At 68.9% G+C, this 16320-nt stretch carries 13 protein-coding genes; 10 read left to right on the top strand and 3 right to left on the bottom strand.

All coding sequences use genetic code 11. The features are described 5' to 3' along the window. The 5 genes from mftC to mftG form a co-directional block, all read left to right on the top strand. Positions 1 to 780 (top strand): mycofactocin radical SAM maturase (mftC, locus tag B1790_RS24780; RefSeq protein ID WP_079925934.1); only part of this gene is annotated, 780 nt, incomplete at its 5' end. A 2-nt stretch (positions 781 to 782) separates the two neighbouring features. Then, entirely contained in the window at positions 783 to 1976 is a 1194-nt protein-coding gene (gene mftD / locus B1790_RS24775; protein ID WP_079925921.1) for a pre-mycofactocin synthase MftD, read from the top strand. A 134-nt stretch (positions 1977 to 2110) separates the two neighbouring features. Then, positions 2111 to 2842 carry a mycofactocin biosynthesis peptidyl-dipeptidase MftE gene (gene mftE, locus B1790_RS24770; protein WP_079925920.1) on the top strand — a complete coding sequence of 244 codons (732 nt, stop codon included), beginning with the start codon at positions 2111 to 2113 and terminating at the stop codon, positions 2840 to 2842. Next, the gene (mftF, locus tag B1790_RS24765; RefSeq protein ID WP_079925919.1) at positions 2839 to 4251 is read left to right on the top strand and encodes a mycofactocin biosynthesis glycosyltransferase MftF; all 1413 of its coding nucleotides are present in this window, start codon (positions 2839 to 2841) and stop codon (positions 4249 to 4251) included. The genes mftE and mftF overlap by 4 nt, the downstream gene beginning before the upstream one ends. A gap of 9 nt (positions 4252 to 4260) precedes the next feature. Continuing rightward, positions 4261 to 5664: a mycofactocin system GMC family oxidoreductase MftG gene (mftG, locus tag B1790_RS24760; protein WP_079925918.1), complete on the top strand. Its 1404-nt coding sequence runs from the start codon at positions 4261 to 4263 to the stop codon at positions 5662 to 5664. On the opposite strand, the gene B1790_RS24755 is transcribed toward mftG, so the two are convergent. Continuing rightward, on the bottom strand, positions 5563 to 7245 hold the full coding sequence (locus B1790_RS24755) for an MFS transporter (protein WP_079925917.1): 1683 nt from the start codon (positions 7243 to 7245) through the stop codon (positions 5563 to 5565). The genes mftG and B1790_RS24755 overlap by 102 nt on opposite strands. Positions 7246 to 7314: 69 nt before the next feature. Beyond that, on the bottom strand, positions 7315 to 8217 hold the full coding sequence (locus B1790_RS24750; RefSeq protein WP_079925916.1) for an Lrp/AsnC family transcriptional regulator: 903 nt from the start codon (positions 8215 to 8217) through the stop codon (positions 7315 to 7317). Positions 8218 to 8481: 264 nt separating this feature from the next. Between B1790_RS24750 and speB the strand changes: the two genes are divergently transcribed. The 4 genes from speB to B1790_RS24730 all read left to right on the top strand — a co-directional run bounded on the left by speB (position 8482) and on the right by B1790_RS24730 (position 13379). After that, positions 8482 to 9471 carry an agmatinase gene (speB, locus tag B1790_RS24745; RefSeq protein WP_079925915.1) on the top strand — a complete coding sequence of 330 codons (990 nt, stop codon included), beginning with the start codon at positions 8482 to 8484 and terminating at the stop codon, positions 9469 to 9471. Continuing rightward, on the top strand, positions 9468 to 11120 hold the full coding sequence (locus B1790_RS24740) for a thiamine pyrophosphate-binding protein (protein ID WP_233165301.1): 1653 nt from the start codon (positions 9468 to 9470) through the stop codon (positions 11118 to 11120). Before speB ends, B1790_RS24740 begins: the two co-directional genes overlap by 4 nt. 14 nt (positions 11121 to 11134) lie before the next feature. Continuing rightward, positions 11135 to 12595 (top strand): sodium:solute symporter, encoded by a 1461-nt coding sequence (locus B1790_RS24735; protein WP_079925914.1) that lies wholly within the window; start codon positions 11135 to 11137, stop codon positions 12593 to 12595. 121 nt (positions 12596 to 12716) lie between these two features. After that, positions 12717 to 13379 (top strand): TetR/AcrR family transcriptional regulator, encoded by a 663-nt coding sequence (locus B1790_RS24730; RefSeq protein WP_079925932.1) that lies wholly within the window; start codon positions 12717 to 12719, stop codon positions 13377 to 13379. Here B1790_RS24730 and B1790_RS24725 read toward each other — a convergent pair. Next, positions 13345 to 14598 carry a cytochrome P450 gene (locus tag B1790_RS24725; RefSeq protein WP_079925913.1) on the bottom strand — a complete coding sequence of 418 codons (1254 nt, stop codon included), beginning with the start codon at positions 14596 to 14598 and terminating at the stop codon, positions 13345 to 13347. The two genes, B1790_RS24730 and B1790_RS24725, sit on opposite strands and share 35 nt — an antisense overlap. Before the next feature lie 131 nt (positions 14599 to 14729). Between B1790_RS24725 and B1790_RS24720 the strand changes: the two genes are divergently transcribed. Continuing rightward, the gene (locus B1790_RS24720) at positions 14730 to 16319 is read left to right on the top strand and encodes a carboxylesterase/lipase family protein (RefSeq protein WP_079925931.1); all 1590 of its coding nucleotides are present in this window, start codon (positions 14730 to 14732) and stop codon (positions 16317 to 16319) included. Position 16320: the final 1 nt, after the last annotated feature.

The raw sequence follows: 16320 nt of genomic DNA, 5'->3' as shown, positions 1-16320 counted from the left end.
AACGACGCGGTGCGTGGACCAGGGTCCTTCGCCATGGCGATCCGCGCGCTGGAGAACCTGTCGGAGGCCGGATTTCGCGACGCGAAGATCTCGGTCGTCGTCACCCGACACAACGTCGACCAGCTCGACGAGTTCAAGGCGTTGGCCGACAGCTACGGCGCCACGCTGCGCATCACCCGACTGCGCCCGTCGGGCCGAGGCGCCGACGTCTGGGACGAACTGCACCCGACCGCAGCCCAGCAGGTCCAGTTGTACGACTGGCTGGTCGCCCGCGGTGACGGCATCCTCACCGGCGACTCCTTCTTCCACCTCTCGGGGCTCGGACAGCCCGGCGCTCTCGCCGGCCTGAACCTGTGTGGAGCCGGACGCGTGGTGTGCCTGATCGATCCCGTCGGCGACGTCTACGCCTGCCCGTTCGCCATCCACGACCGTTTCCTTGCCGGAAACATCCTCGCGGACAGCGGATTTCAGAACGTATGGCAGAACTCGAAGCTGTTCCGCGAGTTGCGCGAGCCGCAATCCGCCGGTGCCTGCGGGAGCTGCGACCACTACGACGGCTGCCGCGGAGGCTGCATGGCCGCCAAGTTCTTCACCGGCCTTCCGCTGGACGGGCCCGACCCGGAATGCGTCCAGGGTTACGGCGAACCGGCCCTCGCCCTCGAGCGCGACAAGCCGAAACCCAGCGGCGACCACTCCCGTTCCGGAGGCCGCAAGGGCCCGATCCCGCTCAAGCTCCTGAAGCTTCCGCCCAAGAAGTTCTGCAACGAAAGTCCCGTATAGACATGGCACGTGACAAGTGGTTCGAGACCGTAGCCATCGCACAGCAGCGTGCGAAGAAGCGACTGCCGAAATCCGTCTACAGCTCGTTGATCGCCGCCAGCGAGCGCGGCATCACCGTTGCCGACAACGTCGACGCCTTCGGCGAGATCGGCTTCGCCCCGCACGTGATCGGCGCGATCGAGAAGCGTGACCTCGCGACAACCGTGATGGGACAAGAGATCTCACTGCCGGTGATCATCTCCCCGACCGGCGTGCAGGCCGTCCACCCCGACGGTGAGGTCGCGGTGGCGCGGGCTGCCGCCGCGCGGGGGACCGCGATGGGTCTGTCGTCGTTTGCGAGCAAGCCCATCGAAGACGTCATCGCCGCCAACCCCAAACTCTTCTTCCAGGTCTACTGGCTGGGCGGCCGCGACGCCATCGCCGCCCGCGTGGAACGGGCCAGGGCGGCAGGCGCGGTCGGGATCATCGTCACCACCGACTGGAGCTTCTCGCACGGCCGCGACTGGGGCAGCCCGGTGATCCCGGAGGAGATGAACCTCCGCACCACCGTCCGGATGATGCCGGAGGGGTTGACCCGCCCGAGCTGGTTGCTGCAGTGGGCCAAGACCATGCGCCCGCCGAACCTGCGCGTACCCAACCAGGGCAACGCGGGCGAAGCCGGGCCGCCGTTCTTCTCCGCCTACGGCGAGTGGATGGGCACCCCGCCGCCGACGTGGGAGGACATCGCTTGGCTCGTCGACCTGTGGGGCGGGCCGGTGATGCTCAAGGGCGTCATGCGAGTCGACGACGCGAAACGCGCTGTCGACGCCGGTGTCTCGGCGATCTCCGTGTCCAACCACGGTGGCAACAACCTCGACGGGACACCCGCGTCGATCCGCGCGCTTCCGGCGATCGCCGCATCGGTCGGGGACCAGGTCGAGGTGCTCCTCGACGGCGGCATCCGCCGCGGCAGCGACGTCGTCAAGGCCCTCGCGCTCGGAGCGCGCGCCGTGATGCTCGGTCGCGCCTACCTGTGGGGACTCGCGGCCGAGGGGCAGCCCGGCGTCGAGAACGTGCTCGACATCATGCGCAGCGGCATCGACTCCGCGCTGATGGGACTCGGCAAGGCGTCCATCCACGATCTGGTTGCCGACGACGTGCTGGTGCCGTCGGGCTTCACCCGCGCCCTCGGCATGCCCACGTCCGAGACCACCTAGGCTCCGAGGCGGGGCCGGCGTGGTCCCGGTGGGGCGGGCGGTGCTGACGAGGCGGACGGGAAGGCCCGGCCATCCTCGGGACGAAATCGGCTGAACCAAATGCCGCGCAAACCCCAACATCCGGCGCACACCAGGTGAATTCGGCCTACGATCGGCGGGTGGCTTTCCCCAACGAGCTTGGGATCTCAACGGCGAGGCAGCTTCACGATCTGTCACCCGCGTTGATAATCCCGCTAGGCTCAACCGAGCAGCATGGGCCACACCTGCCCGTTGACACCGACACCCGGATCGCGTCTGCGGTCGCCCGCAGGATTGCCGAGCAACTCGCCGGCCCGTGGATGCTGGCGCCCGCGATCGGCTACGGAGCCAGCGGCGAGCATCAAGGATTTCCCGGAACGGTGTCGATCGGCACCGCTGCGCTCCAGCTCCTACTGGTCGAATACGGTCGGTCGGCCTGCGAGTGGGCGTCCCGGCTGGTCTTCGTCAACGGGCACGGTGGCAACGTCTCCGCGGTTGCCGCAGCCGTCACTCTGCTGCGTAGCGAAGGCCGCGACGTCGCGTGGTGCGCGTGCAGCGTCCGCGGCGCCGACGCGCATGCCGGTCACACCGAAACGTCTGTATTGCTACATATTTCGCCCGAGCTGGTGCGCACCGAGCAGTGGGTCGCAGGCAATGAGAGGCCGTTGGCGGAGCTCATGCCCCGCCTTCGTGACGGCGGCGTCGCCGCGGTCAGTTCGGTCGGCGTCCTTGGCAACCCCACCACGGCGTCGGCCGCCGAGGGGTCGCGTATCTTTGCTGAAATGGTCGACACCTGCACCCGCCGCGTCGCGGCGTGGACCCCCGGTGCCGGGGGGCTCTTGCAGTGACCGAACCACGACTGCCCGACGGCTTTGCCGTGCAGGTGGACAGACGGGTGAGAGTGCTCGGAGCGGGATCGGCGCTTCTCGGCGGCTCACCCACCCGGCTGCTTCGCTTGGCGCCCGCCGCTCAAACGATGCTGAACAGCGGTCGCCTCGAGGTCCACGACGCCCAGAGTGCGCAGCTGGCCCGCACCTTGCTGGACGCCACCGTCGCCCACCCCCGCCCGGCGACTGGACCGTCGCACCGCGATGTCACCATCGTAATTCCGGTGCTGAACAACGCGATTGGGCTCAGGCGGCTGGTTTCGACGCTGCGCGGCATGTGCGTGGTCGTGGTCGACGACGGTTCGTCGCCACCTGTCCGGGTGGACGACTTCGCGGGCCTCCACTGCGACGTGCGGGTACTGCGCCACCCGGTCAGCAAGGGGCCCGCCGCCGCCCGCAACGCTGGCCTGGCCGTCTGCGAAACCGACTTCGTCGCCTTCCTCGACTCCGACGTCGTCCCGCGCCGCGGCTGGCTCGAGGCGCTGCTCGGGCACTTCTGCGATCCCACCGTCGCCCTGGTGGCGCCGCGGATCGTCGCACTGAACGAACCGCACAACATGGTGGCGCGCTACGAGGCGGTGCGGTCCTCGCTCGACCTGGGTCAGCGCGAAGCCCCCGTCGTGCCCTATGGGACCGTCTCCTATGTGCCAAGCGCGGCCATCATCTGCCGTCGGACCGCCATCGAGAAAGTCGGCGGGTTCGACGAGACGATGAGGTCCGGTGAAGACGTCGACCTGTGCTGGCGCTTCATCGAGGCGAAGGCACGGCTGCGTTACGAGCCGATCGCCCTCGTCGGCCACGACCATCGGACGACCTTGCGAAAGTGGTTCGCCCGCAAGGCCTTCTATGGTTCCTCCGCTGCGCCCCTTGCGGTCCGACACCCGGGGAAGACCGCCCCGCTGGTGCTGTCCGGGTGGACCCTGCTGGTGTGGCTGCTGTTGGCGATGGGCTCGGGAGTCGGCTACGTCGCGTCGACGGTCGTCGCCGCGATCACCGGACGCAAGATCGCGAAGGTGCTCAGCGCGGTCGACACCGAGCCAAGGGAAGTGGCCGCGGTCGCCGCGCAAGGGCTGTGGTCGGCGGCGCTGCAGTTGGCGTCGGCAATCTGCAGGCACTACTGGCCCATCGCCCTGGTGGCCGCAGTCTGCTTCCGGCGCTGCCGGCAGGTGGTGCTGGTCGCCGCAGTCGTCGACGGCGTCGTCGACTGGGCAAGCAGGAACGCCAACGTCGACGACGACTCAAAACGGGTCGGGCTGGTCTCCTACGTCCTGCTCCGCCGGCTCGACGACATCGCCTACGGGCTCGGCCTCTGGCAGGGCGTCGTGCGCGAGCGTCACCTCGGCGCGCTCAAGCCGCAAATCCGGACCTAAAGCTCAGCCTTGCACTCCGACGTCCTGATCGTCGGCGCGGGCAGCGCTGGTTGTGTTCTTGCCGAAAGCCTTTCGCGTGATCCCGCCCGCCGGGTGACGGTCGTCGAGTCGGGTCCCGGGGCGTCCGATCCGCGGGTGACCGATCAGATTCGCAACGGCCTGCGCCTCCCGATCGGAGCGGCGAGCTCGGTGGTCAGGCACTACCAGACCACGCTGACCGACCGGCCGCGCCGCACCGCGTCGATCATGCGCGGGGCGGTCGTCGGCGGGTCCGGCGCGGTCAACGGAGGCTACTTCTGCCGCGGGCTGCCCGCCGACTTCGACGGCTGGGGGATCCCCGGCTGGTCGTGGGACGACGTGCTGCCGCACTTTCGTGACGTCGAAACCGACCTGGACTTCGCCGGCCCACTGCACGGCGCCGACGGGCCCATGCGGATCCGACGCATCACCGAATTCGAGCAGGGGGCAGTCGCTTTCGTCGATGCGGCACGCGGTCACGGCTACGAGTGGATCGACGACCTCAACGGTGCGGGCGCGGGGCGGCCCGGCGTCGGTGCGGTGCCGCTGAACATCGAGCGCGGCACTCGGGTGGGGCCGGGCGAGGCCTTCCTCGGCCGGGCCGCGGGGCGTCCCAATCTGGTGGTGCTGCCGAACCGCAGGGTGCGGCGAATCCGGTTCGCCGGCAATCGTGCCGTCGGGGTGGAGTGCGCCGATGGGGGTGAACTGACGGCCGATCGCATGGTGCTGTCGGCAGGGGCCATCGGGTCCGCGCACCTTCTGATGCTGTCGGGCATCGGACCAGCTGCCCAGCTGTCCGCCGCGGGGGTCCCGGTGCTGCAGGACCTGCCGGTGGGCACGCGAAGCGTCGACCATCCCGAATGGGTCCTTCCGGTCGACTGGCCCGCCGCGCCGGGTCGCCCACCGCTGGAGGTTCTGCTCTCCACCGCCGACGGCCTGGAGATTCGTTGCTACACAACGGGGTTTGGCGCCATGACGGGCTCCGCGGACGACCCGGCCGATCGCCCACACCTTGGGGTGACGCTGATGCGGCCGGGATCCCGCGGCCGGCTGACCCTTGCCTCCGCGGACGCCGGGGTGCCGCCGCTGATCGAGCATCGCTACGACGGCGACGTCTCGGACGCCACGGTCCTGGCGGGCGGTGCCGACCTGGCACACGATCTCGCGGGGTCGGGTTACGAAGCTCGGGACTCGTTCTGGTCGACGTCGCAGCACCTCTGTGGGACGGTCCCGATGGGACGCGACGGCGAGGCGCCCTTGGACGAGAGGTGTCGGGTGCGCGGCGTGGAGGGGCTATGGGTGGTCGACGGGTCGGTGCTGCCCGACATCACCAGTCGCGGACCTCACGCCACCATCGTCATGATCGGTCACCGGGCGGCCGAGTTCATCGCGTGATCGATGCCGACCCTCGCCCCGGCGGCGCACGATCCGCGGCTGGCGGCCGTCCCTGCCCGGGGCCCAGAACGCCACGAAGATCGCGGCGATCACGATCACCACGGCGAGGACGAGCACCGACGACGCCATGGCGTCGATGAACGCCGTCTTTGCCAGCTCGGCGAGCGGGCCGCCCTGCGGACCGATGCGCTCGGCCACCGCCAAGGCTTCCGCCAGTGAACCGGCCGCGCGCTCGCGCACCGGCTCTGGGAACCGGGCGAGGTCTGGGGCGAGCGCGGCGGTGTAGCGACCGGCGAGGATAGAACCCGCCACCGCGATGCCAAGGGCGGCCCCGATTTCGCGGGTGGCGTCGTTCACCGCCGACGCGACGCCCTGCTTCTCGTCGGGCACCGCACCCATGATGGCGGATGTGGTTGGCGCCGTGCAGAAACCGATGCCGGTACTCATCACCAGAAGCGGCCACACCAGGTCGAGGTAGGTCGACCCGACGTCGAGCAGGCGTAGGCACAGCAGTCCCGCTGCGATCAGAAGCAGGCCGACCGTCGCCGCTACCCGCAGACCAACCTTCGGGAGGTACCACCCGGTGGCGACACTGAGGATGAAGATGGGCACGATCAGCGGTGCCAGTGCCACCGCGGATCCGAGCGGCCTGTATCCGAGCACCAGCTGGACGTACTGGATGACGACGAAGAAGAACCCGAAGTTGGCGAAGAAGAGGATCGTGACGCCGAGGGCGCCGGTGGCGAAGTCCGGTCTGGCGAACAGTCGGACGTCGAGCAACGGATGGGTGCGTCGTAGTTCCACGGCGGTGAACGCCACCGCGAACGCCACTCCGGCCGCCATGCATCCCCATGCCAGAGGATGGGTCCACCCGCGCGCAGGCGCCTCGATCACCCCGAAGACGAAGACGGCCACCGCGGCACCGATGAGCACCGCCCCCGGCCAATCCAGGGGTGCGGCGTCGTCGTCGCGTGAGGACGAGACCGTGCACGCCAAGGCGAACAACAGTGCTCCCGCGCCGGCGAAGGCCCAGAAGATGGACTGCCACGACCAGAACTCGAGAAGGAGGCCGGTGACCAGGAATCCGAGCACCGCGCCGGACCCCACCACGCCGGCCCAAATGCCAACTGCCTTGTTGCGCTCGGACTTCGGGTAGGCGGCGGTGAGCAGGGACAGCGTCGCAGGCATGACGAAGGCTGCGCCGGCGCCGGCGACGGCCCTGGCGACGATCAGCTCCACGGGCCCGTCGAGGAGGATTGGTGCGACGGAGGCGACCGTGAACACGGCGAGCCCGATGAGCAGCGCCCTGCGCCGCCCGTAGCGGTCACCGAACGCGCCTGCGGGCAGAAGCAGGCAGGCCAGCACCAGGGTGTAGCCGTCGACGACCCACGTCAGCTGGGACTGGGTGGCGGAGGTCTCGACGGCGATGTCGGGGAGCGCGGAGTTCAGCGCGACCATGGACGAGATGACCGTCGACACGGCGAGGCAGGCCACCACCAGCAACCAAATTCGCGCCCGCGGGGACGGGGCGGTGGGATCGTGGTCGACATCCTGGCGGGACGGCACGAAGGATCCGACCATGGCGCCACCCCTTCCGCCGAACGAGTTTCGAGACTAACAGTCTCGTTGCGAGACCGAGAGTCTCTCGACTCAGTAGTCGACCCGCGCCGAGTCGAATCCGGCGGCGTAGCTCTCCTTGACCACGTCGAGATGCGTCCAACTCTCCAGGGCTCGCACGTCGGGCAACGCGCGCACGACGTCGAGCATCCCGACCAACTGTGCCGCAGAGAAGGCCCGCATCGTGGCCAGCAGGTCGAAGCGGCCGAGCGTGCGGGCGACGAAGATGACCGACGGCATCGACGCCAGCGCCGCCACCACGTCCTCGTGGCCACCGGCCAGCCTGATGCCGAACCCCAGCGCACTCTGCCGGTCCTGGCCGGAGTGCCGGACCACGGCGCCGACGCGGACCACCCTGGCGTCGAGCAGGCGCACCACCCGCCTGCGGGCACCGGCCGCCGACAGGCCGACCTTCGCCGCCAGGTCGACGTAGGAGGCGCGGCCGTCGTGCTGCAGGGCGGCGAGCAGTGCACGGTCGGTGTCGTCCACCTCTGTCCTGACCGTGCCGACGGGACTGATGACGTCCCGCATCACCTCGACATAGATCAGCGTGTCCACCCCCGAAACGCCCGGCAGCGAGCGAAGTTCGGACACCGCGGCGTCGACGTCGCCTGCCGACGCCGACCGGATCTCGGCCACCAGGGCGTGCGGTCCGCCGGTCAACGACAGGAACGGCACGTCGTCGCGGCGGGCGAGTTCGGCGGCGACGGGGGCGGCGGGCCCGTGGACGGAGACGCTCACATGGGCCAGCGCGCCGCGACCCAGGACGGCGGGATGCACGGCGCCACGGATCACCACTTGACCGCTGGAGAGTAGGCGCTGGACGCGCGTCGCGGCCGTGGACCGCGACAGCCCGATGGCGCGGGCGATCTCGCGGTGCGTGAGGCGGCCATCCGCCTCGAGGAGTTCCACGATGGCCTCGTCGACCTCATCCATCACGTTCTCCTGAAATTCGTCGGAAGTTCTTTCAGCCTGGGTGCACCGTCATATCAGACAAGAATCCGCTCATTTTATTCAGTTGTGAGTCGATACTCCTGAATGCTCCGTCACAACGTGATTAGAAACCTCGGTGTAATGAATGAACTGCTTGCGAGCCGCTGTCTGCGGTCCTACGGTGACCCACAACACATACACAGGTGAGGGGACGGCCATGGCCGCGGAACGCACCGGAATCACCACGAACGCAGAGGAAGTGACCGCGTGACCAAGCGAGAAGCGGAGCGGGATCGCGCATCGGTTGCGCCCATCGGCCCGATCGACGCATCGAAGACACCGCGATTCGCGGGCCCCGCGTCCTTCGCGCGGCTGCCCCGACTGGACCAGGTTCCCCACGCCGACGTCGTCGTGGCCGGGGTGCCGTTCGACTCCGGGGTGTCCTACCGGCCCGGCGCCCGCTTCGGCCCGACCCACGTCAGGGAAGCGTCGCGCCTGCTCCGGCCCTACAACCCGGCGCTGGACGTGTCACCGTTCGACATCGCCCAGGTCGCCGACGCGGGCGACATCGCCGTGAATCCGTTCAACATTCACGAGGCCATCGAGACGATCGAGGCCGCCGCGGTCGAGCTGACCAAGAACGACACCGCGCTGGTGACGATCGGCGGCGACCACACCATCGCGCTGCCGCTGCTGCGTGCCGCCGCGCAGAAGCACGGCCCCGTCGCACTGGTGCACTTCGACGCGCATCTGGACACCTGGGACACCTACTTCGGTGCCGAATACACCCACGGCACCCCGTTCCGCCGCGCCGTCGAGGAGGGCATCCTCGACACCGAGGCGTTGTCTCACGTCGGGACGCGCGGACCGCTGTACGGCAAGAAGGATCTCGAGGACGACCGTCGATTCGGCTTTGGCATCGTCACCTCATCCGACATCTACTACCAAGGCGTGCGCGAAGTCGTCGACAAGCTCCGGCAGCGCCTCGGCAACCGCCCGGTCTACGTCTCGATCGACATCGACGTCCTCGACCCCGCACATGCGCCGGGTACCGGCACCCCAGAAGCGGGCGGCATGACTAGTCGCGAACTGCTCGAGATCCTGCGCGGCTTCCGCGGACTCAACCTGATCGGCGCCGACGTCGTCGAGGTCGCGCCCGCCTATGACCACGCCGAGATCACCGGTGTCGCGGCCGCCCACGTGGCCTACGACCTGGTGTCCCTGCTGGCGATGCGACACGAGGAGCGGGCGGGGTGACCGGCAACCTGGGCGAGCGAAGCGACGGGCCGCGCAACGGCGGCGACGTCGTCGTCGAAACCCTGACGGCGCTGGGGGTTTCGCATGTATTCGGCATTCCGGGCCAGAACGCGCTGGGGTTGTTCGACGCGATCCGCCGCAGCGACCTGACATTCGTGAGCTCACGGGTGGAGAACAACTCGGCGTTCGGAGCCGACGGATACGCCAGGGCCACCGGCGAGGTCGGCGTGTTGTTCCTGTCGACGGGACCGGGCGCCCTGACTGCGCTTGGCGCGTTGCAGGAGGCCTACGCGACGGGCGTCCCGCTGTTGGTGATCACCAGCCAGGTTCCGCGATCGGGCCTCGGGCTGCGCCGCGGCATGCTGCACCAACTCGACGACCAACAGCGCAGCGCGGTCAACGTCACGAAAAGCACCGCCGTTGCCAGCCATTCGGCCCAGTTGCCCAGCCTGCTCGCCGACGCGTGGTCGCTAGCTCAGTCCGCTCCGGCAGGGCCGACGTGGGTGGAGATACCTCAGGACGTGTTGCTCGAGCCGGCCGACACCCCTCGCGTCACCTCGGTGGTCACCGCGGTCGCCGACCGGGCGCCGCGGGAGCAACTCGTCGACGTGGCCGCCGAACTGCTGAGCGCCGCGCGACGCCCGGTGATCCTGGCAGGTGGGGGAGTCCGGCGCTCCCGTCGCGGCCCGGAGGCGCTCGTCGCGCTGGCGGAAAGGCTTGACGCTCCGGTGGTTTCGACGATCGGCGGCAAGGGTGCGATCAGGTTCGACCACCCGCTGTCGGCGGGCTCGTGGATCGAGGACCGCCACACCACCGCGCTGCTCGAGGACGCCGACGTCTTGCTCGCGGTCGGCACCGCGATGGGCGAGGTGACGAGCAACTACTTCACGTTCGCGCCGAAGGGTCGGTTGATCCACGTCGACGCCGAATTCCGGGTTCTGGAGGCCAACCACCCCGCCCTGGCCATTCATGCCGACGCCGGTCTCGCCCTGGCGGCCATCGCCACTCGGGTGGTGCCGCGCGACGCCGGTGACGGCGCAGGCATCGCCGCCGGTCTGCGCCACGCCGTCGAGGACCGGCTCGCCGGCCAGGACGTCAAAACCGAGCTGGCGTTGATGCGGGACCTGCGCGCCGCGGTTCCCGCTGCGGCACAAACGTTCTGGGACATGACGATCGCGGCCTACTGGGCGTGGTCGGCGTGGGATCCCCAGGACGGCGAGTTCCACTCCGGGCAGGGCGCCGGGGGACTCGGCTTCGCCTTTCCCGCCGCCGTGGCCGCCGCCATCGGGACGGGCCAACGGACCTTCGCGGTGTCGGGCGACGGCGGTGCCATGTACTCCATCGCCGAGCTCGCGACCGCCCGCCAGCACGACGCAGACGTCACGTGGCTGATCGTGGACGACGGTGGCTACGGCATTCTGCGCGAGTACATGGCGGATGCCTTCGGCCAGGCCACCGCCACCGAACTGGCCAGGCCCGACTTCGTCGCGCTGGCAGCGAGTTTCGGGATCCCCGCACATCTGGCGACGCTCGACACCGTCGGCGAGGTCGTTGCCGGCACCTTCAGCACCCGCGGCCCCGCCGTCGTCGTACTCCCCGCCCGGCTGCACATGTTCGCGCCCACCCATCACACGTCCGCAACCACCTGATACAGGAGCTCGTCATGGGCAAGCCGCTCGACATCGCCATCATCGTCATCTATCTCGCCGCCATGCTCGCCTTTGGGTTCTGGGGCAAGTCGAAGACCAAGGACTCAGCAGACTTCCTCGTCGCCGGACGGCGACTGGGGCCCGCGCTCTACACCGGCACCATGGCCGCCGTCGTCTTGGGCGGTGCGTCGACCGTCGGCGGTGTCGGCCTCGGATACAAGTGGGGCATCTCCGGAATGTGGCTGGTGGTCGCCGTCGCGGTGGGACTGCTGGCCCTGAGCCTGCTCTTCGCCGGCCGAATCCAGAGATTGAAGGTGTACACCGTCGCCCAGATGCTGCGTTTGCGTTACGGCGTCGACGCGACGTCAGCGTCCGGAATCGTCATGGTCGCCTACACGCTGATGCTGTCGGTGACGTCGACGATCGCCTACGCCACCGTCTTCAACGTCCTGTTCGGCACCGACCGCACGGTGTCGGTGATCATCGGCGGGGTGATCGTCATGCTGTACTCCTCGATCGGCGGCATGTGGTCGATCACGCTCACCGACATGGTGCAGTTCGTCCTCAAGACCATCGGCATATTCTTCCTGCTGCTGCCCTTCACCTGGAACAAGGCGGGCGGCCTCGACGGCATCCGGGAGCGCGCAGGTGACACGGTGTTCGACCTGGGCGCCATCGGAATGCCGACGATCATCACGTTCTTCGTCGTCTACAGCTTCGGAATGCTGATCGGACAGGACATTTGGCAGCGGGTCTTCACTGCACGCTCGCCGGGGGTCGCCAAGTGGGGCGGCACCACCGCCGCGGTGTACTGCCTCTTCTACGGCGTCGCCGGGGCGGCGATCGGCATGGCCGCGTCGACCTTCCTGCCCGACGTCGAAGCCAAGGACGACGTGTACGCCCAGATCGCCGAGACGATCCTGCCCGTCGGGATCAGCGGCCTCGTGCTGGCGGCCGCGGTCGCGGCGATGATGTCCACTGCGTCGGGGGCGTTGATCGCCACCGCGACGGTCGCCAAGACCGACGTGAAACCGTTGCTGCTCAGGGTGTTCGGCAAGCCCGCGGAACGCGAAGACGTCGAACGAGACGTGCACTCCGACCGGCTGTACGTGGTGGCACTTGGCATCGCGGTGATCGTCATCGCGGCGCTGCTCAACGACGTCGTCGCGGCGCTGACCATCGCCTACGACATCCTGGTCGGCGGTCTGCTGGTCGCGATCCTCGGTGGTTTCGTGTGGAAGCGCGCGACCGGCACCGGCGCACTGTGGTCGATGGGGGTCGGCACCGTCGTCACGCTAGGCACGATGTTCATCGTCGGTGACGTGCTCGCCAACGAGCCGATCTACTACGGCCTCGGCGCGAGCCTGCTCGCCTACGTGGTCGCCAGCCTGATGACGCCACCCACCTCGCCCGAGGTGCTGCAGGTGTGGGACGACCGGCTGGCCGGAAAGGACGAGGCGACGGCCAACACCTAGGTCGTCGATATCCTGGCGGGACGGCCGTCGCCTCCTCTTGCGTCGAACGAGACGGACCGTCTTGCTGTGAGACCGATAGTCTCACGGCACCGGATTCCCGTCGCTGGAGGTGAAGCACACGATGCCGGCCGAGCACTCCGACCCGCGCCCTGCGCGTTCGCGCGCGCGACTGCTCGACGCCGCGACCGCTCTGCTGCGGTCCGGTGGGCCGAGTGCCGTCACCGTCGACGCCGTCACCCGCAGCGCCAACGTCGCGAGAGCCACGCTCTACCGGCACTTCTCCAGTGCCAACGACCTGTTGGCCGCCAGCTTCACCAGCCTGATTCCGCCGCCCCCCATGCCGCCGGAGGACGGCTCGCTGCGGGACCGGCTCACCGCGATCGTGGTGGCTTGGGCCGAGTCGATCGCAGAGGCGCCCACTGCCCTCACCGCGATGTCCTGGCTCTCCCTTGGGCCCGACATCGGCCAGCTGGCGCACCTGCGCCACGACGACCCGGCCAGCCCCGAGGTGCGATCGCTGAGGGAGCGCATCGCGCAGCAGTATTCGGCGCCGTTCGACGTGATCTTCGACGGCCCACAGGCCGCCGCCGAGCTCGAGGACGTCGACCCCGCCGTGGCCCTCGCGCTGCTGATCGGCCCACTGGCCTTCGGACGGCTCAGCACGCTCGTCGAGTTCGACTACGAGAAGGTGGCGGTGGCCGCGGTCGACGGCTTCCTCCTTGCCTTCGCCAAGAAGCCCGACGGGACTGCTACCGCATCGAGTACCGAATCGGAAGGTGCTTGAGGCCGCCGACGAACGTCGTCGCGGAAAGCTCTGGCACACCTGCCAATTCGACGGATTCGAGCCGCGGAATCAGCTCGGTGAACAAGCTGTTCATCTCCATCCTGGCGAGCGCCGCGCCCAGACAGAAGTGCACGCCGTAACCGAACGCGACGTGCTTGTTCGGATCGCGGCCGACGTCGAACCGGAACGGGTCGGTGAAGACCTCCTCGTCGCGGTTGCCCGACACGTACGCCAAGTAGACGGACTCACCCGCGGCGATGTTCACGCCCCGGATGGTGGTGTCCGCGGCGGCGGTGCGCATGAATTCCTTGACCGGAGTCGACCATCGGATCATCTCCTCGACCGCGGTGGGCATCAGACTCGGATCGTTGCGCAGCCGCTCGAGCTCACCCGGATTGTCGATCAGCGCCCGCATCCCACCCGAGATCGCGTCCTTGGTGGTGTCGTGTCCGGCGCTGGCCACGATCACGTAGTACGACGCGGTGTCGACGTCGGACAGCGGTTCGCCGTCGATCAGGCCGTTGGCGATCGCGGAGGCGAGGTCGTCGGTCGGATGCTCGCGGCGCGAGGCGGTCAACTGTGAGAAGTAGGCGAAGAAGTCGAGCAGCACCGCGAACTGATCCTCCAGTGATCCGCTGTCGCGCTTGTACTCGTCGTCGTCGCCGCCGAACATCTCCTGGGTCAGGGAGTGCATGCGACCGAAGTCGGATTCGGGTAGGCCGAGAAGCGACATGATCACGTACAGCGGGAAGTCGACGGCGACGTCGGTCACGAAGTCGCATTCGGGCCCGATGTCGGCCATCTTGTCGACGTAGCGCTTGGCGAGCTCGTCGACGCGCACCTTGAGGTCGCGCATCGCCTTGGGGCGGAACCAGTCGGCGCCGATCCGGCGGACCTTGCGGTGGTGCGGGTCGTCCATGTGGATGAGCGTCCGCAGCCCGATGCCCGCCTCGAGCTGCTGCTTGGCCATGTCGTCGGCGGCCGCGGTGGCCAACAGCGGGCGGGGCTCGCTGAGGAAGAGCTCGTTGTCGCGTTCGACGGCCATGATGTCGGCGTGCTTGGTGATCGCCCAGAACGGGCGGTAACGCCGATTCTCAACCCACGCAACGGGATTGTTCGCCCGCAGCTCGGTGAGGGCTGCGTGCAGGCGCTCGTCGTCGGCGTAGGCGGTCGGATCGGCCAGTACCTTCGCCGGGTCCTCGTCGGTCGGTGTGCTCATCGTGGCTCCTGATACGCGGGCTGCACTTGACGGGTGTCAAGCGGACAGTCTAGGCGGTCGACAGTGGGCTGGCTCACACGGCGTGCTCCGCCCGGGTGACGGCCGAACCGCCATCGGTAGGCTCGGCCGAGATGCGCCGAGAATCGATTGGTCGCCACGCGACGACGATCGTGGTCGCCGTGCTCGTCCTGCTTGCGGGTTGTGCCCGCGGCGACGACCCAGCCGCGACGCCGCCCCCACCTCCGCCCACCGACCCCGCGCTCGTCCAGACCGTGACCGGCGCGGTCCGCGGGGTCGTCGCCCCCGATCACCGCGTGTTCGCCGGAATCCCCTATGCCGCACCGCCCGTCGGCCCCTTGCGCTGGCAACCCCCGGCACCCGCGCCGTCGTGGCCAGGGGTGCGCGACGCGACTCGCACCGGCCCCCGCTGCATGCAGGACGCCAGCGATCTCGAGATGGGCAGGCAGACCTCCGAGGACTGTCTGTCGCTCAACGTGTGGACGCCCCCGCCGTCGGCGAAGAAACGCGCCGTCATGGTGTGGATTCACGGTGGGGCCTTCGTCAACGGCAGCAGCGGCATCTACGACTCGCGCTGGCTGGCATCCCGCGGCGACGTCGTCGTCGTCACGGTGAACTACCGGCTCGGAGCATTGGGCTTCCTCGCCCACCCGTCCCTCGGACCGCCCGGCGCCGTCGGCAACTACGGACTCTCCGATCAGCAGGCCGCGCTGCGGTGGGTGCACGACAACATCGCCAACTTCGGCGGCGACCCGGACGCCGTCACCATCGCCGGCGAATCGGCGGGCGGCATGTCGGTGTGCGACCACCTCGTCGCCCCGGGGTCCGAGGGACTCTTCCGGGCGGCGATCATTCAGAGCGGGCCGTGCCAGGCGCAGCTTCCGTTGCCCGACGCGCAGCGGGCCAGCGTCGACTACGCGCGCGACGCGGGCTGCGAAGACGTGCGCACCGTCGCCGCCTGCCTGCGCGCACTGCCGGCCGAGAAGCTCCGAAAACCCGTGTGGTACTACCGCATCGGCGACGACGCGTTGAGTGGTCCCGTCACGGGGACCAAGGTCCTCCCCGTGGACCCGATGAAGGAGATCGCCGAGGGCCGCGCCGCGAAGGTTCCCGTGCTGATCGGCACCAACCACGACGAGTTCACGTTGTTCGTGGCGCTGGAGTACCTCCGGTTGAAGACGCCGTACACCGAGGCGCAGTATCCGCAGCTGCTCTCCCAGACCTTCGGCCGCGACGCCGCGGCCGTGGCCACGCACTATCCGTTGGCCCGATACGGCGGCAGCGTGCCGCTCGCGTACTCGGCGGCCGTCACCGACGGGGTCTTCGCCTGCCCGGCGGACCGGATGGCCGAAGGCTTCGCCAAGACGGACTCGGTGTACGCCTACCAGTTCGACGACCGAGGCGCGCCGGCACCGGAAGCCCTGCGCACGTTGCCCTTTCCGGTCGGCGCCAGCCACTCGCTCGAGCTTCGGTACCTGTTCGACATCGGCGGCGCCCAACCGCTGGACCCCGACCAACGCGTGCTGTCCGATCAGATGATCGACGCCTGGAGTCAGTTCGTCCGCGACGGACACCCCGGCGACGACTGGCCAGCCTTCGACGCCGAGGAAAAGCGGTTGTCGTTGCGGCCCGGCGGGAGCAAGGTGGTGACCGACTTCGACCAGTCGCGTCAATGCCCGTTCTGGGCCGGCCTCGAGGAGTAGC

Origin of the sequence: Mycobacterium sp. AT1, assembly GCF_002043095.1 — a bacterium.
In the GTDB taxonomy this organism is placed as follows: Bacteria; Actinomycetota; Actinomycetes; order Mycobacteriales; family Mycobacteriaceae; genus Mycobacterium.
The sequence above is the reverse complement of the archived record's forward strand: the minus strand, read 5'-3'. Positions and strand labels throughout refer to the sequence as shown.

Excerpts from the sequence above, each read along its gene's own strand:
- B1790_RS24730 (WP_079925932.1), top strand. The coding sequence starts at position 12,717 with ATGCCGGCCGAGCACTCCGACCCGCGCCCTGCGCGTTCGCGCGCGCGA.
- B1790_RS24720 (WP_079925931.1), top strand. The coding sequence starts at position 14,730 with ATGCGCCGAGAATCGATTGGTCGCCACGCGACGACGATCGTGGTCGCC.
- B1790_RS24750 (WP_079925916.1), bottom strand. The coding sequence starts at position 8,217 with ATGGATGAGGTCGACGAGGCCATCGTGGAACTCCTCGAGGCGGATGGC.
- B1790_RS24755 (WP_079925917.1), bottom strand. The coding sequence starts at position 7,245 with ATGGTCGGATCCTTCGTGCCGTCCCGCCAGGATGTCGACCACGATCCC.
- mftD (WP_079925921.1), top strand. The coding sequence starts at position 783 with ATGGCACGTGACAAGTGGTTCGAGACCGTAGCCATCGCACAGCAGCGT.
- B1790_RS24735 (WP_079925914.1), top strand. The coding sequence starts at position 11,135 with ATGGGCAAGCCGCTCGACATCGCCATCATCGTCATCTATCTCGCCGCC.
- B1790_RS24725 (WP_079925913.1), bottom strand. The coding sequence starts at position 14,598 with ATGAGCACACCGACCGACGAGGACCCGGCGAAGGTACTGGCCGATCCG.